This is a genomic window from Ilumatobacter sp., from assembly GCF_030065885.1.
Classification (GTDB): Bacteria; Actinomycetota; Acidimicrobiia; order Acidimicrobiales; family Ilumatobacteraceae; genus Ilumatobacter.
The window spans coordinates 1-20,543 of record NZ_JASJCS010000018.1 but is presented as its reverse complement, the minus strand read 5'-3'; the positions used below and the strand labels follow the sequence as shown (position 1 = coordinate 20,543).

Sequence of the window (20,543 nt, the reverse complement as noted above, 5' to 3'; positions counted from 1 at the left end):
CCGACCGGTGTGCTACGCATCCGGTCATGACCGACTTCCGGCCGCTCAACGCGCCACCGCCGGGCCACGACGGTGAACATCGATACGTGCACGTGATCGGGTCGACGGTCTTCATCGACGACCGACCCGGCGAGGACGACTGGCGGATCCACTTCATCGGCATGGTCGACGGGCATGCGTGGTGGGCGGTCGACGTCCCGGCCGACACGGATCCGAGCTACGGCGCAGCGATCGACCTGCGCAGGTTCTACGGCCGGGCGCCCGAGCACCAGTGGTTGGCGGCGGGCCGCGCGGTGCAGATCGTCGAATGGGCGCGCACCCATCGCTTCTGCGGGCGCTGCGGTGCCGAGACCGCGCTCGCCGAGGGTGAGCGGGCCATGCGGTGCCCGGGATGCGACCTGCTGTCGTTCCCGCGGCTCTCGCCGGCGATGATCACGCTCGTGACCCGCGGCGAGCCCGGGCCCGAGCAGGAGGCGTTGCTGGCGAGGGGCGTGCAGTGGGACATCCCGATGTACTCGTGCCTCGCAGGGTTCGTCGAGCCCGGCGAGTCGTTGGAGTCGGCCGTCGTCCGGGAGGTGCACGAGGAGGTCGGCATCACCGTGAGCGCTCCGTCGTACTTCGGGAGTCAGCCTTGGCCGTTCCCGAACAGCCTCATGATCGGATTTCGTGCGCGGTACGAGTCCGGCGAGATCGAGTGCGACCCGGCCGAGATCGCCGACGCCGGCTGGTTCCTGCCCGGCGAGCTCCCGATGGTGCCACCGGGGATCTCGATCGCCCGGCGGCTGATCGACGCATGGCTCGCCGAGTCGGTCGATCAGGTGAAGTAGCCGAACACGTCGGCGATGAGGTGGCCGAGGGCGACCGGGGTGTCGGCGTCGCCGTCGTCGACGCGGATCCGCGTGCGGCCGCGATCGACGGCCGAGATCACGGCGGCCGCCCGGATCTCGCCCGGGGTGGTCCAGTTCAATGCCGACGTCGGCGGCTCGGGCTGGTCGGCAGCCCACGCCCGCAGGAATCCGGGCCGGTCAGCGTGGACGACCGCCATGTTCCAGGCCACGGCCGTCGCCGAGTCGGGCACCGTGACGCCAGCGGCAGCCGAGGCGTCGATCACGACCTGCTCGAGGTCGCCGAGTGCGCCACCCGTCTGGCGCGAGTCGAACGCCCGGTTCGGCGAGACCGACCGGAACTTGCCGGCGCCCGACAGCGATGCGGCGTCGGTCGTGACGTAGCCGATGGCATCGACGACGACGTGGGTGCTCCCGGCACCGGCGACGAAGGTCGTGACGCTGATGCCCGGACCGCCGAGCGGGACGATGGCGGTGTTGGCGACCGTGCCGCCGGACGCCAGGTTGAGCGTCGACGTGGTGCCGATCACGTCGGGCCGATCGGTCGGGTAGGCCTGCACCCACCCGGGTCCGGTGGCCGCAGTGGCGGTGACCGTGACGACGAGGGCGTCGACCACGCCGGGATCGACGCCCGCCGGCATCGGAACGGCGCGGCTCGTCCCGGACAGGAGCGGTCCGACCGGAGCGTCGTCACGGGTGTCGAGCAGTCGCTGCGCGGCCGGCAGCCCGACGAACCGGCCGTCCCGAACCGAACCGGTCTGCTCCTCGAAGAAGCCGAGCAGGTCGACGACGATGTCGCCGGCAGCGATGGAGTAGATCGAGATCGTGCCGTCCGCACCGGCCGGCACGATCGCGAAGTTGGCGCGGGTCTGCCCGGCGCCGTCGATGTTCAGGTTCGAGTAGCTGCCGAGAGCCGCTTCCATCGTCGGCAGCACCTGCACGAAGCTCGGCCGGTCGGCTGCGACGCTCACGACGTTGACGGCGACCGCGGTCACGCCGTCGGCGGGCACGCCGTGGTGACCGGCGACGGGCAGCTCGAGGACGTCGCCACGGCCGACGGGACCGATCAGCGCAGCGGGCCCGACGGCGCTCTCCTCGCGCGTGTCGAGGATCCGGGTCGGCACGTCGAGCGATCGGAACGTCGACGGGAGGTCGTTGATCCCGGCCGGTGGGGCGGGGAGGCGGAACTCGCCGTGGCCGTACTCGTTGTCGGGCCCGCTCGCGCCGCGATCGACGGCGAGGTGGCGAACGAGGTCGGCGAGGGTGGCGCCGTCGGCGGCGAGCCCGGCACCGGCCAGCAGTGCGGCGCCGCCCGACACGACCGCCGCACCCGCACTCGAGCCGGCGAACACGCCCTGAAGCGAGTTGGTGACCGCCGCGGGCGCGGCGACATCGGGGATCACGCGGCCGTCGTTCGTCGGCCCGCGCGAGCTGTACGCCGCGACGGTGCCCGTCGCAGCCGGGTCGATCGCGCCGACGGCGACGACGCCGGGGTCGGACGAGTCGACGATCGGTACTGCGGCGCTGCCCGCGGCCTGCGTGAACTGCGCGATGCCCGAGCCGTAGTCGAGGATCTCGATGACGTCGCCGGCGATCGACCCGCCGAGCCACTCGAGTTCGAGGTACAGCGAGCGACCGGGGCCCGGACAGCGCGGCGTCGGCAGGAGCTCGATCGGTGAGGCACCGAGTTGCTGGGGGCGTCGGGACGAATCGACCAGGGTGCCGGCGGCCGGGTCACCGGTCGGGGCGTCCCACAGCAGCGCGTCGTAGTCGGTGCGTTGCGCGGCGGCGACGTCCCAGTCGTTGGACCATCGGATCCCGCCGAGTGCGACACAGCCGGAGAACCGCAGGTACGTGCCGGTGCCCGATGGGCCGAACGCCACGCGATTGCCGATCAGGCGCGCCTGGTGCCGGTAGTACTTGCCCTCGCCGTTGTTGCCGCCGGAGTTCACCCAGAGCATGCCGTGGGCCGTCGCCTCGGACGCGACCTCGTCGAGCGGCCCCCGCCCGTCGCCCGGTCCGTCGTAGCGGCTCCCGAGCGAGCGGTTGATCACGGTGACGCCGGCGTCGGCGAACCACTCGACGAGCGCCGAGTAGTCGCTGACGGTCGTCGCCTGGCCGATGTAGATCTCGGCGGCCGGAGCCATGTCGAGGATCGTCTCGACGACGGCGACGCCGTGGTCCTCGCCGCCGTTGTCGACGGCGTCGAAGAACTCGGCCGAGCAGTCGCTGCCGAGGTCGATGCACCGAGCGGTGACGCCGGCCACCGGCTTCGGTCCGTGCTCGTCCTCGTCCCAGAAGAGCTCGACGTCGAAGAAGTCGATCACGCCGATCTTGACGCCGTCGCCGTCGAAGCCCGCGGCGTGCCAGGCGTCGGCGTTCGTGATGGCGACGTGCTCGCCCACGGTGGGCCCGAACGCCGGCCTCCGGTCGACGACCGACTCGGGGCGGACATCCACCGGCACCGGCGTTCGCACCTCCGCGTCGAGAGTTGCAGCGAGCAGTGGGCGGCGAACGCTGGGGATCCGCGCCAGCACGGTGCCCGGGCCGGTGCCGACCACGATGCCGCCGGCGTCGCCGATCGCATCGATCGTCGGCCCCTGATCGCCCTCTACGACCACCTCCACGGTGACGCGTGCCGGCCAGCCGTCCGCCCTCGCCTCGGTTGCGCCGAGCAGCGTGGCTGCGCCAGCGACGGCCGCGGCCACGGTCGCCCCGAGCAGCCGCTGCCGGAGGTACAGGTGGTCGGGGGCGTGTGTGGTCATCCTCTGCGATTGTCGCACGCCCGGAGCGCGACCGGGCAACGACCGCGCCTGGCCGGCGGCCGGCGTCACGTGGCCGCTGACCCGGTCTCCTCGGTGGTGGCGTCCGCGTCGGTGTCGTCGGCCGGCAGCAGCAGGTCGGCGAACCAGTCGAGGATGATCTCGGCCCGCATGCGCCGGTGCACCGGCGATCCCGACCGCGACAGCTCGTGGTTCTCACTGGGGAACCGGTAGAAGGTCACGTCCCGCTTGAGCAGCTTGAGCGTGACCCACAGCTCCTCGGCTTGGTTGATCGGGCAGCGGAAGTCGTCCTCGCTGTGGATGATCAGCATCGGGACGTGGATGTCGTGCGCCATCGTGATCGGCGACATCCGGGTGTACTCGCCGGGGTCCTCGACGACGGTGGGGCCGTGCTCGGCGCGGAAGAACGTGGCGACGTCGGACGACCACTCCTCGGTGAGCAGGTTGTTCACCGCACGTTCCGAGCAGATGCCGACGAACCGGTCGCCGTAGCGGGCGGCGAGCGTCGTCGCCATGTACCCGCCGTAGCTGCCGCCCAGCATGCCGACCCGTTCGGGGTCGCAGAACGTGTATCGATCGAGTGTTGCGTCGAGGACGGCGATCACGTCGTCGACGTCGACGCTGCCCCAACCGGTTCCCGGCGCGGTCGGGTGCTTCGGACCCATGATCGCCTGGCCCCAGGCGGTGTGCCGGCCGCTGCCACCCCGCGGGTTCGACATCAGCACCACGAAGCCCGCTGCGGCCTGCATCTGGGCCTCGTCGAAGAAGTACTCGCCGTACTGCGTGAACGGGCCGCCGTGGACGTTGAGCAGCAGGGGGTACCGCTGGTCGGGATCGAAGTCGTCGGGTCGCATGATCCAGGCGTCGATGTCGTCGGAACCGTCGGTGCACGTCACCGTGAACTTCTCCCAACCGCGGTGGACGCCGGCGACGTGGGTGAGCTGCTCGTCGTCGCCGGCGCGGGTGATCCACAGCTCGCCACCGTGCGTGACGTCGGATCGGGTCGTGGCGATCACGTCGCCCGCGACGTCGTAGCCCTGGACCGTTGTCGGCCCGTCGGTGATCGGCTCGGGTGCCCGGCCGTCGACATGGAGCCGGTAGAGGTGGGTGTCGCCCCGGTCCTCGGCCACCGCCAGCAGCGTGTCGCTGGTCTCCCACACGGGCGCCTGGGGGCAGGCCATCGCGAAGAACGTGCGGTCGAGGCCCGTGCTGATCCAGCGGTGCTCACCGCCGTCGACGTCGACGAGGCCGATCTTGGCGTTCTGCGGATACTCCTGCGCGTTGTCGAGGCCCATGAACGCCACCTGCCGGCCATCGGGGGAGACGGCTGGGGCGACGTACTTCCCCGTCTGCTGGGTGAGTGCCCGGATCTCGCCGTCGAGGGGCACGACGTACAAGTCCTCGGCGGCGTCCTCGTCCCACGTCTCGTGCGCGGTACCGGACGCGACGACGCCGCTCGAGTCGGCGAGCCACGAGAATCCGCCGTACGCGAACTCGCCCTCGGTCAGGTTGCGCGGCTGCCCCGTGCCGTCGGCGGCCACGACGTACACGTGCTGCGGTCGGTCGAAGATCCAGTTCTCGCCGTTGAGGCGCGACAGGAACCGCTCGATCTTGCGGGGCGACTGCCACGTCGCGTCCTTCGCGTCGTAGCGCGAGTCGCGGGTGCGGCTGAGGAACCCGAGCCACCGCCCGTCGGGCGACCAGGCCAACTCGCCGAGGCCGTCGGGCATCGTGCACACGGTGCGAACCTCGCCAGGGCCGTGGACGGGCATGACGTGCAGTGTCGGCTTCTTCGAGTCGTCGTCGCGTCGGCTGGTGAACGCGAGCCACCGCCCATCGGGTGACCACGTGGGTTGCGAGTCCCTCGGCCCGGCCGTGACGGGTGCACCGTCGAGCCAGACCCTGGTGCGCGTCGTGTTCTCGTCGAGGTCGACGGTGGCCACGACGGCCGCGACGTGCCGGCCGTCGGGGCTGAGCTTCGGTTGGCCGACCGCCGAGCGGAGATGGATCAGATCGCGGGCGATCTCGGCGTGGCGTGAGGGGGTCTCGGTGTCCGGCACGCCGACACGGTATCCCAGCTCCCGCCGGCCCCCCGGTGCCGTTGGTGCCAGACTCTGCGTCATGGCCCGGCCCGTCATGTTGATCACCGGGGGGAGCCGCGGCATCGGTGCTGCGACGGCGCGGCTCGCGGCCGCGCGGGGCTACGACGTGGTGATCACGTTCGTCCGGAGCGCCGACGCCGCTGACGCGGTCGTCGCCGAGTGCGAGTCGACGGGCGCCCGCGCGCTGGCCGTTCGGGCCGACGTCGCCGACGAGGCCGACGTCGTCGCTGCCTTCGCGACGACCGTGGCCGAGGTGGGTCCGATCGCGGCGTTCGTCAACAACGCCGGGACGCTGCATCCCGCCATGCGGCTCGACGAGTTCGACGTGGAACGTCTGCGTGACGTGATGGCGGTCAACGTGATCGGTGCGATCGTGGCGCTCCGTGAGGCGGTCCGACACATGTCGACGCGCCACGGTGGTGCCGGTGGGGCGATCGTCAACGTGTCGTCGGCCGCCTCCTACCTCGGCAGCCCGAATGAGTACATCGACTACGCGGCGACGAAGGGCGCCCTCGACACCGTCACCATCGGGCTCGCGAAGGAGGTCGCCTCCGAAGGCGTCCGGGTCAATGCGGTGCGACCGGGCCTCATCTACACCGACATCCACGAGCTCTCGGGTATCGAGGACCGAGTCGAGAAGCTGTCCGTACACGTGCCGATGCAGCGGGGTGGTGACGCCGACGAGGTCGCCGAGGCGATCCTGTGGCTCGCCTCCGATGCCGCCAGCTACGTGACGGGCTCGTTCATCAACACCTCCGGCGGCCGCTGACACGTGGCGACGCTCGGTCAGGCGCAGTCGATCCGGCTTCGCGAGAGTGGCGTGCCGACGCCCATGTCGCCGGTCGACCGCGTCGCAGATCTGACACGTGGCGACGCCCGGTCAGGCGCAGCCGATCCGGCTTCGCTGGGTGTGATGCTGTGGCGTGCCGACGCCCATGTCGCCGGTCGACCGCGTCGCAATGTGGAGGCGGGTGAGCGCCGAAGCGAAGCGGAGGCGGCGAGCTCGGAGGTGCAGCCGATCCGGCTTCGCCGGTCGGCGAAGCCCGAAAGAGCTAGAACAGCTCGAGTTGCTCCCAGGTGACAGCGACCTCGCTCACGTCGCACCACACCAGCCGCCCGCGGCTGCCGGGCCGCCGAACCTGCACCCGCTCGGGGCGCTGCGACCGCGCTGCGCCGTCGGGGTCGTGCAGCGTGATGCTCCCGTCGGCCTCGATGCGGGCGACCTTGCCGACCAGCCAGCGGCCGCCCTCGTGGCGGCGGAACCGGATGGCTTCACCGAGTCGCAGGCCGACGGCCGCCAAGGTGCGTTCAACCATGCCGATCAGCCGGGTTGCTCATTCGGGCTGCCCGCTCGGTCGCATGTGTCACATGCTAGGTGCGCGCGCGAGCGGCGAAACGCCGATACGGTGATCGCCGATGACGGATCAGCTCCCCGCCCCGACGCTCGAATCGACCCTGATGGTGGACGATGCCGGCACACCCGGTGACGTGCTGGCCGAGGCCGTGGCGGTCATCGACGCTGCACTTGCCAAGATGATGCAGCGCGAGCTGGTCTCGACCGGTGAGGTCGCCGACCTGCTGCTCGACCTGCGCACGCTGCTCAGCGACGCCGACTAGACCTTCGCCAACCGCTTGAACGAGCGGTCGAGACAACGCGTCAGCAACTCGGGCTCGGCGACGGCCGCGGTGTCGATGTTGAGCGCCATGTCGAGGCTCCCCAGGTACGACATCAGCGTCAGGTTGAAGGCCACGCCGCCGAGCGGGCCGATCGGGTAGATCTCGAGCAACTGCGCCCCGGCGACGTAGCACGGCACCGGCGACCCCTTGACGTTCGACGTCGCGAAGTCGATCGTCTGAGCCTGCTGCCGGGCGAGACGGGTGATGAGCGACGTCGGCAGCGCCGACGTGACGGCGGCCAGCGTGTCGAGCCCGGCGCGCTTGTTGGCCTCGCGGGCGAGATCGGCGGCCTCCTGGATGGCGAGGAACCGTTCGTCGATCGGCATCTCGGCGGTCGGGACCAGAAAGCGGGCGAGCGAGAACGCGTTCGAGCCCGAGCTGGCGGTGCGGGTCGAGATCGCCATCGAGGCTCGGAGCGATTCGACCGGGCTGCCCATCTCGACGTGATAAGTGGAGGCGGCGTCGGCGGCAGCCGTGAGGAAGGCGGTGTTCAGGGTGCCGCCGAGTCGTTTGGCGGCGTCCTTGGTCTCGCGGAACGGCGCACGGGCCGGCTCGACGCGGCGCTGCAGGGACCGCGACGTCCACAGCGGTGATCGCGCCTGCTCGGTGTCGGAGAGCTGCGACATGATGCCGCGCATCGTGTTGGCGGCTGCGCTGGAGGCGTCGGGGATGCCGGCCGGGTCGGCCAGCAGGTCCCGGACCTGCTTCGCGATGCCGATCGGCAGGCGCAGTCCACCGGTGATGAGGTCGCGCAGTGCGTCGGTGCCGACGGGCTCGGGTTCGCCTGCAGTCGGCTGGTCGTCGGCCGCGAGCGGCGGAGGTTCGGGCGCGTCGCGTTCGAAGTCGAGGTACTGCAGCGACAACTCGACGCCGCGCTCGCCGTCGGTGATCGTGTGGTGCATCTTCTGGACGATCGCTGCCTTGCCGCCACGCATGCCCTCGACGACCAGGAACTGCCAGAGCGGACGGGTCCGGTCGAGCGGATCGGCGACGAACAGGGAAGCGATGTCGAGCACCTGCCGCAGCGAGCCCGGCTTCGGGCAGGCGATGCGACGAACGTGCATGTCGATGTCGAAGTCGGGATCGTCGACCCAGACCGGCGGGGACAGGTTGGCGGGGGCCGGCATCACCCGTTGGCGGAGCCGGGGGATCGCGACCGACGCCCGCTCGATCCGGCGGCGGAACGAGTCGAAGTCGGGTGCCCGATCGAGCACCGTGACGGTCGCGAACGTCGAGGAGAGGTGGGGGTCCTTCTCGAGCCGCCACATCAGGCCCTCGGCGTCGCTCATCGTCGGATCGAAGCGCAGATCGCTCATGCGGGCAGGCTACGGGCGCCGCTGCGAGATCAACCGACGCCGAACCGGCGCATCACACGCCGTGCGCCCGCCGCCAGCGCCACACCGACCAGGGCGCCGCCGACCACGTCGGAGGCGTGGTGGATGCGCACGTAGGGCCGGCTGACGGCGACCAGCGTGGCGAGCGATCCCCACAGCGGCAGCGAGCGGCGACCGTCCCACCCGACCAGGACCGTCGCCGCGAACGCGGCTGCGCTCGCGTGGCCGCTCGGGAACGAGGACGTCAGCGGGGTGCGGATGTCGAATCGCTCGTCGCCGGACTCGGTCGGTCGGGTGCGTCGGAACAGGCGCTTCAGGCCCTGGTTGACGATGAGGCTCTCGGTGCCGATGCCTGCGGCCATGGCGACGATCTGGTCGGGCCGCCCCACGATGATGCCGCGCAGCAGGCTGCAGCCGTGCCAGATGACGCTGAACTCGCCGGCGTGCGTGGCGGCCGTCATCAGCCGGTCGATCGTCGGTGTGCCGCGGATCAGTTCGAGTTGCGCATCGGCCCAGTCGTCGAACGCGCCGACGATCGATGTCATGCAGGCACGGCGCCGCCGAGCACGACAGGCGCCTCTGCGGCGGCGAGCGCCGGGTCACCGCCGAACTCGGGGCACCACCGCTGGTAGGCGCAGTGGTTGCAGAGCGCGCTCTGGCGGGGCCGGAAGTCGTCGCGCTCGCACGCGGTGGCAACGGCCTTCCAGACCGCACTCGTCCGCGTCGTCATGAACTTCGTGGACTGGGCCGACGGCGTCGCCGTGATCGTCTCGCCCGACTTGAGGTACATCAGCCGGATCGCAGCCGGCCGCCGGCCGAACACCGACTCGCACAGGAAGGCGTAGAAGTGCACGCCCGACAGGCTCTTGCGCTCCCAGTTGGGACTGGGAGCCCGGCCGGTCTTGTAGTCGGTGACGACGAGCTCGCCCTGCGGGTCGAGCTCGAGCCGATCGATGATGCCGCGGAGCGTGAGGTCGCCGACCGGCGCTTCGAGCTTGAGCTCGAGCCCGATGTCGCGCACGGTGGTCGGGTCTTCCATGCCGAGGTAGTTGGCGACGAGCTCGCGACACTCGTGGTCGAAGCGCTCGACCTCGTCGGGCGTCAGCGAGAGCTGCACGAAGTCGGGATGCTCGCGGTACTCGGCGATGGCCGCGTCGGCACAGCGATCGAGCGCTGCCGGCGTGCGCTCGGCGACGGGCCGGAGGAAGAACAGCTCGAGGGCCCGGTGCACGAGGGACCCTCGCGTGGTCGCGACGGTCGGTGGATCGGGCAGCTTCTCGATCGAGGAGAACCGGAAGGCCAGCGGGCACGACAGGAACGACTCGACCCGCGACGGCGAGAGGCTCGTCGGGACGGTCCACGTCGCTTCGGCTGCCACGTCGGTCATGATGCGACCAATCGTACGCGCGGGGTGTTGCATCGGTTCGTGACCGTCAGCCGCAGTACGGATGGGCCAGGATCCCCGACGCGGCGCTCGACAGCAACGAGACCACCGTGACAGCCGTCAGCGCCACCGCGGCGACCGCGAGGCAACCCGTCAGCCGACCCGCGCCGTGAGAACGGGCCACGTCGTACGACAAGCCGGCGGCATACACGCCGCCGAGGACCAGCGCGTACAACCCGATCCGGACGGGCACCTCCCACGCGTCGTCGGGGCACCACGCGGCGCCGACGACGTAGACGGGCAGCACGAGCCAGAACAACATCGCAGCGGTGGCTGCCACGGCGAGGCCGATGCGATGTCGCTGCCCACGTGCGAGCCATCGCGCAGTGAGCACGATCGGGGTGAAGGCGACCAGGCCCAGCACGAGCATGACGAGGAGCAGCAGGGACATGCGAGAGGAAGCCAGGACCCCTATCGGCCGGGACGGACGACGAGCGCAGCGACCTCGTCCGGGTGGCTGAACGGGCCGAGGTGCGTCATGTGGGGGAGGGAGACGTACCGCCCGTCCGGGAGGCGTTCGGCGATCCCGTCGGCGCGTGCAGATGGCTGGTCGTCCTCGACCACACCGGACGCGACGACCACCGGGATCTCGACCCCGGGCAGCAGCTCCCACACGCCGTTCTCGCGCGCCGCCACGAAGATGCCGGCCTCGAGCTCGGGCGTGCAACGGAGCTCGACGCAGGGATTGCCGATGTCGTCGGTGGTCGCCCGGAAGCCGTGCTCGACGTAGAGGCGGAGCACCTCGGGTGTCATGAGCGACAGCGGCGCCTTGCCGCGGAAGTTGTCGTGTGCGTCGTCGACGGACGCGAAACGTCGGCGGCGACGCAGCGCCGACTGCACGATCGGGACCGAATGGATGTCGATCCGCTGGTCGCCCGACGGGAACGCGATCGGCTCGAACAACACGAGCGACGTGAACAGCTCCGGCTCGCGGCACGCCGCCATGAGGAGCGCCGCGCCGCCCATCGAGTGGCCGACGCCGACGATGGGTTCACCGGTCCCGTCGCGCACATGGCGTGCCGCAGCGACGACGTCGTCACCGAACCGGGACCAATCGACCTGCCAATGCTCCGGAACCGTCGACTCGCCGTGGCCACGGACGTCGACGGCATGGCAGCGATACGCGGCCGACAGCTCCCGGGCGACGGGCACGTAGCAGTGAGCGTGGAAGCCGGTGGCGTGGGCGATCAGCAGTGGCGGCCCGGCGCCGCCGAAGTCGTGCAGCGCGAGCTGCACGCCGTCGCTCGACGGGAGCGAGATCACGCGGCGGTTTGCTTGCGCCGGCGGGCGCGGCGCCACTGCCACGTGAACAGCCGGTCGAGCACGACGCCCGCCAGGACCGAGATGCCGATCACCGTCCAGACCGGCCAGTCGCCGTCCATCCAGAGGAACTCGACCGGGGCCCGATCGCCGTTCTGGAAGAAGAAGACCGCCAGAGCGATCGTCACCAGCAGCAGCGCGATCAGCTTGAGGGACGGTGCGCCACCGCCACTCTCGGCTGGCTGTTCGAGGTCGAGCGCGTCGCGGTTCACGTCGTCAGCTTGGCAGAACGTCCGTCTACTGCAGGTACTTGAGGTACATCCCGATCTCCTCGGCCATCTGGCCGGGCACCTCGTACCCTTCGCGGTCGGTCACCGCATCCCAGTTGGCCGCCACCGACTCGGGGGACAGCTCGGGGTCGGTGAAGCCCGGACCCTCACCGATGAAGATCTCGGCGACCCGGCCGCCGGCGACCGAGAACACGCGGCCGGTCGGCTCGCAGCTCTCGTGAGCGAGGTAGGTGACGACCGGTGACACGAATCGGGGCTCGACCTTGTCGCCGAGCGGGCCGAGCAGGTCCTCGGTCATGCGCGTCTTCGCGACCGGGGCGATGACGTTGGCCTTGATGTTGTACTTCGCGCCCTCGACGGCGAGCACCCGGCTGAACCCGACCAGTGCCATCTTCGCCGCGCCGTAGTTCGCCTGGCCGAAGTTGCCGAAGATGCCGGCCCCCGACGCGGTCGAGACCACGCGGCCGTAGCTCTGGTCGCGCATGTGCGGCCAGGCCGCGCTCGTGACGTGGTAGGCGCCGTTGAGGTGGACGTCGAGCACCGGGCCCCACAGATCGGGCGTCATGTTGTGGAACGACTTGTCGCGCAGGATCCCGGCGTTGTTGACGACGATGTCGATCCGGCCGAACGCGTCGAGCGCGGTCTGGACGATCGCCGCCCCGCCCTCGGGCGTGGCCACCGAGTTCGTGTCGGCGGCCGCCTCGCCGCCGGCTGCCTTGATCTCGTCGACCACCCGCTCGGCCGCGCCCTTGTCGCTGCCGGTGCCGTCGACCGCCCCGCCGAGATCGTTGACCACGACGAGGGCACCACGCGACGCCATCAGCAGGGCGTGCTCGCGGCCGAGACCTCCGCCTGCACCGGTGATGATCGCCACCTTGCCGTCGAATCCGAGCGCATCTGTCATGGCCGGAACGGTACCGGCCGGTAACCGGCCGGGCCCAAATCGGCCCCGACGTGCGTCAGACCGAGGGGACCCGGACCGGCTGATCCGGTCCGGCGTGCAGCATCTCGTCGCCGATCCGGATCGGTACCGGGTCGCCGTCGAGCACCTCGACCGTGGCGCCGTCGCTGTCGAGCGACACCTTGAGGTCCGAGCCGTGCCGGCGGAGCCGGAATCGGATCGACGACCACGCCTTCGGGATCCGGGGCTGCAGCTTGATGTGATCGCCGCTGTCGACGAGGCCCGCGAACCCGTAGACGACCGTCGCCCAGACGCCGCCCGCGTTGGCCACGTGGACGCCGTCGGCCGTGTTGCCGTGCGTGTCGGCGATGTCGAGATAGACCGCCTGCTCGAAGTAGTCGAAGCCGATGTCGGGCCGGCCGACCTCGCTCGCCATGATCGACTGCATGCAGGCCGCCAGCGACGAATCGCCCGTCGTGATCGGGTCGTAGTAGTCGAAGTTGCGCCGTTTCGTCTCGAGGTCGAAGTGTTCGCCGCGCAGGATCATCGCCAGGACGACATCGGCCTGCTTGAGCACCTGGTGGCGGTAGATCACCAGCGGGTGGAAGTGCAGCATCAGCGGGTACTTGTCGGGTGGCGTGTTGGCGAAGTCCCACCGCTCGCGGTCGAGGAAGCTCTCGTCCTGCGGGTGGATGCCGAACTCCTCGTCGTACGGCAGGTACATCGCGTCGCACGCCCGGTGCCAGCCGGCGATCTCCTCCTCGCTCAGGCCGGTTCGGCGCACGAGCGCGTCGTAGGCTTCGGAGTTCCACTCGCGCAGGAACACCACCGATCGCGCTGCGAACCGCATCGTGAAGCGGGCCATCACGTTCGTGTAGAGGTTGTCGTTGACGACGGTGGTGTACTCGTCGGGTCCCGTGACGCCGTGGATGTGGAAGTGCTCGCCCCCGTTGTTGTCGTAGAAGCCCAGGTCCTCGTAGAGCCGGGCGGTCTCGACCAAGATCTCGGCGCCCTCGCCGGCGAGGAAGTCGGCGTCGCCCGTGGCGGTGAGGTAGCGCTCGAGGGCGTACGCGACCGCAGCGTTGATGTGGTACTGCGCCGTACCGGCTGCGTAGTACGCCGACGCCTCCTCGCCGTTGATCGTCCGCCACGGAAAGAGTGCGCCGAGCTGGCTGAGCTCGGCGGCGCGGGCGCGCGCGGCATCGAGCATGTGGTACCGGAAGCGGAGGAGCTTCCTCGCCGCCTCGGGATTCGTGTACGTGAGGAACGGCAGCACGTACACCTCGGTGTCCCAGAAGTAGTGGCCGTCGTAGCCGCCCCCGGTGAGCGCCTTCGCGCCGACGCCCTGCTCTTGGGTGCGCGCCGTGGCCTGGGCGAGCTGGAACAGGTTCCAGCGGATCGCCTGCTGACCCGCAGGGTCGCCGCCCACCTCGATGTCGGCGTGCTCCCAGAACCAGTCGAGCCAGGCGGCCTGCTGGCGCTGCAGCTCGCCGACACCGGTGACCTGCGCGCGGCGGATGCTGCGTCGGCACCGGTCGGCGAGCTCCTCGGCGGGGATGCCCCGCGACGAGTGGTACGACACGAACTTGGTGAGGCGGATGGTCTCGCCTGCATGGGCGTCGATCGTGAAGACCGACTTCGCGTGGTCGTGGTTGATCGAGGTCTCGACGGTGGACTCGCACGGCGTGTCGAGCTCGTGACGGTACGCGCAGGCCAGCGTCATCCCGCTCTCGGCGCAGCGGTAGCCGAGCGTGATCTCGCCGCCGGATCGGTCGTCGGCGTCGATGTGCCGTTGCAGCTTGGGCTCGAGCACCCGCTTGTCGAACTTGCGCGCCTGGCGCGGGTCGACCCCCTCGCCGAGCGCGGCGGCCGTGACGTGGTACTCGTCCTCGCCGTCCTGCCGGTTGAGCAGTTGGGACGAGATGACGATCGGTGCGCTGTCGTCGAGCAGCGTGACCTCGAACCTCAGCACCGCGATGTGCCGGTGCTCGAGGCTGATCATGCGCTCGGACCGGACGTGGACGAGCTTGCCGGCCGGCGTCCGCCAGGTGAGCTCGCGATGCGAGACCCCGGTGCGGAAGTCGATCGCCCGCTCGTAGTGGTCGAGGTCGGCCTCGCCGAGCGCCAGCGGCTCGTCGTCGACGTAGAGCTTCATCAGCTTGGCGTCGGGAACGTTGACCATCGTCTGGCCGGTCTTGGCGAACGCCACGGCCTCCTCGGCGTGTTGGATCGGCCAGGTCTCGTGGAAGCCGTTGAGGTAGGTGCCGTGGGTGTAGGCCTCGCGGCCCTCGCTCGGGTTGGCGCGCATCCCGATGTACCCGTTGCCGATCGCGAAGAGGCTCTCGGTCAGCCCGAGATCGTGGCGATCGGGCTCGCGCTCGACGAGCCGCCACGGCTCGATGGGGAAACGGTGCCGCGGGATCTGCGAGGCCGTGGCGCGGAGCTTCACGCCAGCGTCTCGTCGAGATCGGTCACGACGAGGTGTGCGCCGGCGGCGGTCAGCGCCTCGGCGTTGCCGCCGCGGTCGACCCCGAGCACCAGGGCGAAGCCGCCGGCGGCCCCGGCGGCAACACCCGACGTCGCATCTTCGACCACGACCGAATCCTGCGTGCCGACGCCGACGAGTGCCGCACCGAGCAGGAACATCGACGGTGCCGGCTTGCCAGTGAGCCCGAGGGTCGCGGCTGCGACGCCGTCGACGATGTGCTCGAACCGCCCACCGAGCCCGGCGGCGTCGAGGACCGACCGCGCGTTCTTCGACGACGACACGATCGCCTGGACGATGCCGAGCTCGTCGAGATGGTCGAGCACGCGGAGGCTGCCGGGGTACGGGTCGACACCGTCGCGCTCGAGGAGCTCGTTGAACACGACGTTCTTGCGGTTGCCCATCGCGCAGATGGTGTCGTCGCCGGGCGGATCGTCGGGGTCGCCCCACGGGAGCTCGACACCGCGCGACGCGAGGAACGCCTGGACGCCGTCGTACCGCGGCTTCCCGTCGACGTTGGCGAGGTAGTCCTCGGGGGTGAAGTCCCAGGGTGCGAACAGTTCGGACCAGGCGCGTTCGTGCACCGAGGCGGTCGGCGTGATCACACCGTCGAGGTCGAACAGGACGGCCCGGTAACGGCCCCAGTCGATAACTGCGTCGCTCATCGCACGGCAGCGTACTGCCGTGCGATCAGACCCCGCTCGGCGAGGAGCGATCCATCGCGATCGCCTTCATCGCCTTGTAGTCGAGCTTGCCGTTGACCGCCCGGCCCAACGACTCGACGACGTGGATCGCCTTCGGCGCCTTGTAGCGAGCGAGACGGGCTTTGACGTGGTCGATCAGGGCGCCGGTGACGACCGTGGCGCCGGGTTGCGGTTCGACGACCGCATGGATCGCCTCGCCGAAGCGGTCGTCGGGCACGCCGACCACGGCGGCGTCGGCGACGTCGGGGTGGAGCTTGAGGCACTCCTCGACCTCTTCGGGGTAGACCTTCTCGCCGCCGGTGTTGATGCACTGACTGCCGCGACCGAGCAGCTTGACCGTGCCGTCGGCGAGCACCTCGGCCCAGTCGCCGGGGATCGAATAGCGCTGCCCATCGATGACCTGGAAGGTGGCCGCCGACTTGTCGGGATCCTTGTAGTAGCCGATCGGCGTGTACCCGCGCAGGGCGACTCGCCCGAGCTCGCCCGTGCCCGGCGTGACGTCGCGGCCGTCGTCGGTCACGACGCGCGTGGTCGGGCTCAGCTCGAACTTCGCCGTCTCGGTGTCCGTGGCGGCCGTCGTGGTGTTGGTCGCCATGCCGATCGCCTCGCTCGAGCCCAGCGAGTCGACCATGATCAGCCGGTCGTTGTGCCGGAGGAGGCCGGCCTTGCTCTCCTTCGACCACATCACGCCCGAGGACACGATGACGCGCAGCGACGACACGTCCCAGCGATGCGGCTCGGCGTCGAGCGCGGCGAGGAGCGGCTTGGCGAACGCATCGCCGACGATCGAGATCGAGTTGATCCGCTGCTGCTCGATCGTGTCGAGCAGCTCGGCGGCGTCGAAGTGGCGACCGACGACCGTCGTGATCGAGCCGCCGACCATGAGAGTGCTGAGCGCGTTGAACAGGCCGGTGCCGTGCATGAGCGGTGCGCCGGGCATGCCGCGGGGGCCGGCGCGGTCGACCCGCCCGCCGATCGCCTCCAGGTCCTGCTCGGGCGGCATCCGGCGGCGGTTGTTCGTGTCGAGTGCGCCGAACACGTCGTCCTGGCGCCACATGACGCCCTTCGGCATGCCGGTGGTGCCGCCCGTGTAGAGCAGGAGCAGGTGGTCGCCGCTGCGACCCCACGGGCCGTGCGTGCGGCCGGGGTTCGACGTGGCCGCTGCCTCGTAGGGCGTCGCCCAGTCGGGGCACGGTCCGCTGGCGTCGTCGACCCAGAGCCACAGCCGGACCCGAGGGACCCGGGCGCGGATGTGCTCGATCGTCTCGACGAACTCGCCGTGGAAGACCACGGCCACGACGTCCGCGTTGTCCCACAGGTAGACCAGCTCGTCCTCGGCGTAGCGGTAGTTGGTGTTGACGACGGCCATCCCGGCCTTGAACGCGCCGAACACGCTCTCGAGGTACTCCGGCGCGTTGAACAGGTACTGGGCGACCTTGTTCTGCTCGGTGAGCCCGGCATCGAGGAGCGCGGCCGCGACGCCGTCGGCGCGCTGATCGAACTCGCGCCACGTGAACGAGCGGGTGCCCTGCTGCTGTGCGAGCGCGTCGGGGATGCGGTCGGCGATGCGCTCGAAGACGTCGGCGAGGTTCCATCCGCTGGCGGTCACGGGGTGTGACGGTACCTGCGGGCCCCCGTACGATCCGCGACCGGAGCGGCGTGACGGCGGCCGCTAGCGCGGCGGGCCGTCACGGAGCCGGTCGAAGGCTGCGAGCACCGGTGTGGCCTGGCCGACGGCGTCCCACTGCGTCTCGAGCCACCAGGTGGCGCCGGCATCGGCCCACGCGGCGGGCGAGTGCTCGGACCAGACACCCTCGATGATCACGTCGTAGTCGCGATCCGGGAGCTGCTCCTTGATGCCGTTCAGCTCTTCGAGGTTCGCCTGCCGTGCGGTGCCGTCGTCGAGGACTTGCGGGATGAGCCCGTCCCATTGCAGTGCCCTGCGCATCGACCGCTCGTAGCCCAGCGCGCCGACGCACCAGATCGGGACCCTCGGCACCTGGGTGGTGTGTCCGATCGCCGGGAACTCCGACGGCTTCACCTGGTAGTGCTTGCCGTCGTACTCGAACGGTTGCCCGTTCCACAGCCCGCAGGCGATCTCGAGGCACTCGTCCATCAGCTCGGCCCGCTCGCGCCGGTCGCACACCTCGCCGAAGGCCTCCATGCCCGAGTCGGGGGCGCCGAGACCGACCGAGAGGGTCACCCTGCCATCGCTCAGGCGGTCGACCGTGGCGACCTGGCTGGCGAGCTCCCACGGTCGTCGTCGTGACGGCGGCGTCAGCATGGTGCCGAGCCGGATCTTCGAGGTGCGCACGGCGGCGAGGCCGAGGCTGACCCAGCTGTCGACCCCCCAGACCGGCTCCCACACGAAGATGCCGTCCCAGCCATGATCCTCGGCGGCCACGGCCAGCTCGCCGACCTCGTCGGCGTCGGCCCACGGGATCACGAAGCCGAACCTCATGATCCGATCGTACGCCACCGCCGCAGATGAGGTCATCGGCCTACGATCCGGGGGATGGGAAGCCTCTCGGGTACTGCGATCGAGCGAGCCGCCGAGGTGGCACGGGCGAACGCCGACCTGGCCGAGCGAGAGCGGCGCCTCCCCGCCGAGACGGTTGCCGCACTCGCCGAGGCCGGGATGTTCACGCTGTGCCTGCCGACCGCGTACGACGGCCCCGGCACCGGCCCCTTGCGGATGATCGACGCGGTGCTCGAGGTCGCACGTGCCGACGGGTCGGCCGGCTGGTGCTCGGGGATCGCCTCCACGACCGCGTCGCTGGCGGCGTTCCTGGAACCCGATGTCGCCCGCAAGATCTTCACGTCGCCCGCCACTGCATCGGGTGGTGTCTTCGCGCCGAACGGTCACGGGGTACGCGTCGGCGACGGATACCGAGTCACCGGTCGCTGGCAGTGGGGCAGCGGCACGCAGCACTGCGAGTGGATCGTCGGCGGCGCGATGTGCGACGACGACACGCAGCGCGTGTGCTTCTTCCCGGCCGCCGACGTCGACTTCCACGACACGTGGCACACGTCGGGCATGCGGGGTACCGGTTCGCTCGACATCTCGGTCGACGACGTCCACGTGCCCGAGGACCACACCATCCAGCCCGGCGTCAGCGGCGTGCACGTCGACGAGCCGCTCGCGCACTTCCCGAACTTCACGCTGCTCGCGCTCGGCGTGGCCGCGACCGGCCTGGGTGTCGCACGCCGGGCGCTCGACGAGCTGGCCGAGCTCGCCGGCGCGAAGACGCCGCAGTTCTCGTCCCGGACGCTCGCGGCCAGCGGGTTCGCACAGTCCGAGTTCTCGCGCGCCGAGGCGCGCTGGCGATCCGCTCGCGCGTACCTCCGGGCCGAGGTCGGCGACGCGTGGGAGGCTGCCGTGGCCGGTGAGTCGGTGCCGGTCGAGGCGCGGGTGGCGATGCGGCTCGCAGCGGCGCACGCTGCGGCCGAGAGCGTCGCCGCGGTCGACGCGGCATGGACGCTCGCCGGCGGCACGGCGGTCTACGACACGAGCGTGCTCGGGCGGTGCCTGCGCGACGTGCACGTCGTGACCCAGCACATCATGGTCGCACCGAAGCTCAACGAGACGCTGGGCAAGTACCTGCTGGGGCAGGAGTTCAACGCCGCGATGATCTAGCGCGCGCCGCTCGCGCCGGCCCGCGCGGGCGCGAGCGCTTCGAGCGTGCGACGTGCCGACGGGAGGTCGGGGGCCGGCGGGACGATGCAGATCTCGCTGATGCCTGCAGCCGCGTACTCGCCGATGCGCCAGCGGACGGTCGCCTCGTCGCCGACCAGCGCGACGCGATCGATCAGGTCGTGCGGCATGCGGGCGAAGACCTCCTTCGGCCCCGGCTTGGACCGGGCGAACTCGACGAGCTCGCCGTACCCCGCGTCGACGAACATCTGGTCGTAGCCCGGCGCCGCCAGGTAGCCGACGAAGCCCCGCGAGAGCCACGCCCGTTCCTCCTCGGAGGGGTCGATCGCCGCGCAGAGCCAGACCGCCGTGTTCGGGTGCCGAGCGGCCAGCGGGGTCGCCGCTTCGGCCGTCACCATGTTGAGCACCATCCGGTCGGCATCGGCGGCGGCGGCGATCGCACGCGGCCCGAACGCTGCGACGGTGATCGACGGCGGCGGGCTCGGCGGCTGCGACAGCCGGAACCCGTTGACGCGCTCGCCGCTGAGGAGCGCGGTGAGGTCGGCGCGGGTTCGTCCGAGTGCCTCGGCGGCGCCGGCTCGGGTCCGGCCGTGCCAGCGGGCGACCGTCGAGCTCGACGTGCCCACGGCGATGTGTACCGGCCGTCCGGTCGCTGCGACCGTCTGCGCGGCGATGCCGATCTGGACCGCACTGCGGACGGTCACGGCGAGTGGACCCAGCACGAGTTCGATCCGCTCGGTGCGGGCGGCGATCGTCGCAGCCAGCGCCGGCGCGTCGGCCTTCGCCATCTCGGGCACCCAGAGCTGCCCGTAGCCGAGCCGGTCGGCCATGATCGCCGTCTCGACGTCGGCCTCGATCGGCCGGTCGAGCCACTGCCCGAGCACCACCGAGAGCCGCATTGCGAGCACGCTACGACGTGGGCGTCAGAACCTCGCGATGCGGGTGTCGGCGAGTCGTTCGGCGCCGTTGGTGGTGGGGAGCTCGAACGAGGCGGCGTCGCCAACGATGAGTTCGTCGAGGACGAGGTGGACGGGGCCGTGTTCGGAGTTGGTGAAGCAGACCT

Annotated in this window: 19 protein-coding genes; 4 read left to right on the top strand and 15 right to left on the bottom strand. The window is 70.7% G+C overall.

What is annotated here, in order from left to right; genetic code table 11:
- Positions 1 to 26 precede the first annotated feature (26 nt).
- Positions 27 to 827, top strand: coding sequence for an NAD(+) diphosphatase (gene nudC / locus QNJ12_RS06450; protein ID WP_300620457.1), 801 nt, complete (start codon positions 27 to 29; stop codon positions 825 to 827).
- On the opposite strand, the gene QNJ12_RS06445 is transcribed toward nudC, so the two are convergent.
- Both QNJ12_RS06445 and QNJ12_RS06440 read right to left on the bottom strand, forming a co-directional pair.
- Positions 815 to 3,610, bottom strand: coding sequence for a S8 family serine peptidase (locus tag QNJ12_RS06445; RefSeq protein ID WP_300620454.1), 2,796 nt, complete (start codon positions 3,608 to 3,610; stop codon positions 815 to 817). The two genes, nudC and QNJ12_RS06445, sit on opposite strands and share 13 nt — an antisense overlap.
- 65 nt (positions 3,611 to 3,675) lie before the next feature.
- A complete protein-coding gene (locus tag QNJ12_RS06440) occupies positions 3,676 to 5,688 on the bottom strand; it encodes a S9 family peptidase (RefSeq protein WP_300620452.1) in 2,013 nt (670 codons plus the stop codon).
- 61 nt (positions 5,689 to 5,749) lie between these two features.
- Between QNJ12_RS06440 and QNJ12_RS06435 the strand changes: the two genes are divergently transcribed.
- Positions 5,750 to 6,499, top strand: coding sequence for an SDR family oxidoreductase (locus tag QNJ12_RS06435; protein WP_300620449.1), 750 nt, complete (start codon positions 5,750 to 5,752; stop codon positions 6,497 to 6,499).
- A gap of 283 nt (positions 6,500 to 6,782) precedes the next feature.
- Here QNJ12_RS06435 and QNJ12_RS06430 read toward each other — a convergent pair whose 3' ends face one another.
- Positions 6,783 to 7,046, bottom strand: a complete 264-nt coding sequence (locus tag QNJ12_RS06430; protein ID WP_300620446.1) for a hypothetical protein — start codon at positions 7,044 to 7,046, stop codon at positions 6,783 to 6,785.
- Positions 7,047 to 7,146: 100 nt separating this feature from the next.
- Between QNJ12_RS06430 and QNJ12_RS06425 the strand changes: the two genes are divergently transcribed.
- The gene (locus tag QNJ12_RS06425; RefSeq protein ID WP_300620444.1) at positions 7,147 to 7,347 is read left to right on the top strand and encodes a hypothetical protein; all 201 of its coding nucleotides are present in this window, start codon (positions 7,147 to 7,149) and stop codon (positions 7,345 to 7,347) included.
- On the opposite strand, the gene QNJ12_RS06420 is transcribed toward QNJ12_RS06425, so the two are convergent.
- The 11 genes from QNJ12_RS06420 to QNJ12_RS06370 all read right to left on the bottom strand — a co-directional run bounded on the left by QNJ12_RS06420 (position 7,344) and on the right by QNJ12_RS06370 (position 18,286).
- Positions 7,344 to 8,723 carry a wax ester/triacylglycerol synthase domain-containing protein gene (locus QNJ12_RS06420; protein WP_300620441.1) on the bottom strand — a complete coding sequence of 460 codons (1,380 nt, stop codon included), beginning with the start codon at positions 8,721 to 8,723 and terminating at the stop codon, positions 7,344 to 7,346. The two genes, QNJ12_RS06425 and QNJ12_RS06420, sit on opposite strands and share 4 nt — an antisense overlap.
- A gap of 29 nt (positions 8,724 to 8,752) precedes the next feature.
- Positions 8,753 to 9,286: a phosphatase PAP2 family protein gene (locus QNJ12_RS06415; protein WP_300620438.1), complete on the bottom strand. Its 534-nt coding sequence runs from the start codon at positions 9,284 to 9,286 to the stop codon at positions 8,753 to 8,755.
- Positions 9,283 to 10,128, bottom strand: a complete 846-nt coding sequence (locus QNJ12_RS06410; RefSeq protein WP_300620436.1) for a PD-(D/E)XK nuclease family protein — start codon at positions 10,126 to 10,128, stop codon at positions 9,283 to 9,285. Before QNJ12_RS06410 ends, QNJ12_RS06415 begins: the two co-directional genes overlap by 4 nt.
- A 46-nt stretch (positions 10,129 to 10,174) precedes the next feature.
- On the bottom strand, positions 10,175 to 10,576 hold the full coding sequence (locus QNJ12_RS06405) for a hypothetical protein (RefSeq protein ID WP_300620435.1): 402 nt from the start codon (positions 10,574 to 10,576) through the stop codon (positions 10,175 to 10,177).
- A 20-nt stretch (positions 10,577 to 10,596) separates the two neighbouring features.
- Positions 10,597 to 11,448, bottom strand: a complete 852-nt coding sequence (locus QNJ12_RS06400) for an alpha/beta hydrolase (RefSeq protein WP_300620433.1) — start codon at positions 11,446 to 11,448, stop codon at positions 10,597 to 10,599.
- Positions 11,445 to 11,717, bottom strand: coding sequence for a LapA family protein (locus QNJ12_RS06395; RefSeq protein WP_300620431.1), 273 nt, complete (start codon positions 11,715 to 11,717; stop codon positions 11,445 to 11,447). The genes QNJ12_RS06400 and QNJ12_RS06395 overlap by 4 nt, the downstream gene beginning before the upstream one ends.
- A gap of 25 nt (positions 11,718 to 11,742) precedes the next feature.
- Positions 11,743 to 12,639, bottom strand: coding sequence for an SDR family oxidoreductase (locus QNJ12_RS06390; RefSeq protein WP_300620429.1), 897 nt, complete (start codon positions 12,637 to 12,639; stop codon positions 11,743 to 11,745).
- Positions 12,640 to 12,694: 55 nt separating this feature from the next.
- A complete protein-coding gene (locus QNJ12_RS06385) occupies positions 12,695 to 15,085 on the bottom strand; it encodes a glycoside hydrolase family 65 protein (RefSeq protein ID WP_300620428.1) in 2,391 nt (796 codons plus the stop codon).
- Positions 15,082 to 15,786 carry an HAD family phosphatase gene (locus tag QNJ12_RS06380; protein WP_300620426.1) on the bottom strand — a complete coding sequence of 235 codons (705 nt, stop codon included), beginning with the start codon at positions 15,784 to 15,786 and terminating at the stop codon, positions 15,082 to 15,084. Before QNJ12_RS06380 ends, QNJ12_RS06385 begins: the two co-directional genes overlap by 4 nt.
- A 25-nt stretch (positions 15,787 to 15,811) precedes the next feature.
- Positions 15,812 to 17,434: an AMP-binding protein gene (locus QNJ12_RS06375; protein ID WP_300620424.1), complete on the bottom strand. Its 1,623-nt coding sequence runs from the start codon at positions 17,432 to 17,434 to the stop codon at positions 15,812 to 15,814.
- 63 nt (positions 17,435 to 17,497) lie between these two features.
- The gene (locus tag QNJ12_RS06370) at positions 17,498 to 18,286 is read right to left on the bottom strand and encodes an LLM class flavin-dependent oxidoreductase (RefSeq protein WP_300620422.1); all 789 of its coding nucleotides are present in this window, start codon (positions 18,284 to 18,286) and stop codon (positions 17,498 to 17,500) included.
- A gap of 54 nt (positions 18,287 to 18,340) precedes the next feature.
- Between QNJ12_RS06370 and QNJ12_RS06365 the strand changes: the two genes are divergently transcribed.
- A complete protein-coding gene (locus QNJ12_RS06365; protein WP_300620420.1) occupies positions 18,341 to 19,462 on the top strand; it encodes an acyl-CoA dehydrogenase family protein in 1,122 nt (373 codons plus the stop codon).
- Here QNJ12_RS06365 and QNJ12_RS06360 read toward each other — a convergent pair.
- Positions 19,459 to 20,379, bottom strand: a complete 921-nt coding sequence (locus QNJ12_RS06360; RefSeq protein WP_300620418.1) for an LLM class F420-dependent oxidoreductase — start codon at positions 20,377 to 20,379, stop codon at positions 19,459 to 19,461. The two genes, QNJ12_RS06365 and QNJ12_RS06360, sit on opposite strands and share 4 nt — an antisense overlap.
- Between the last annotated feature and the right edge of the window lie 164 nt (positions 20,380 to 20,543).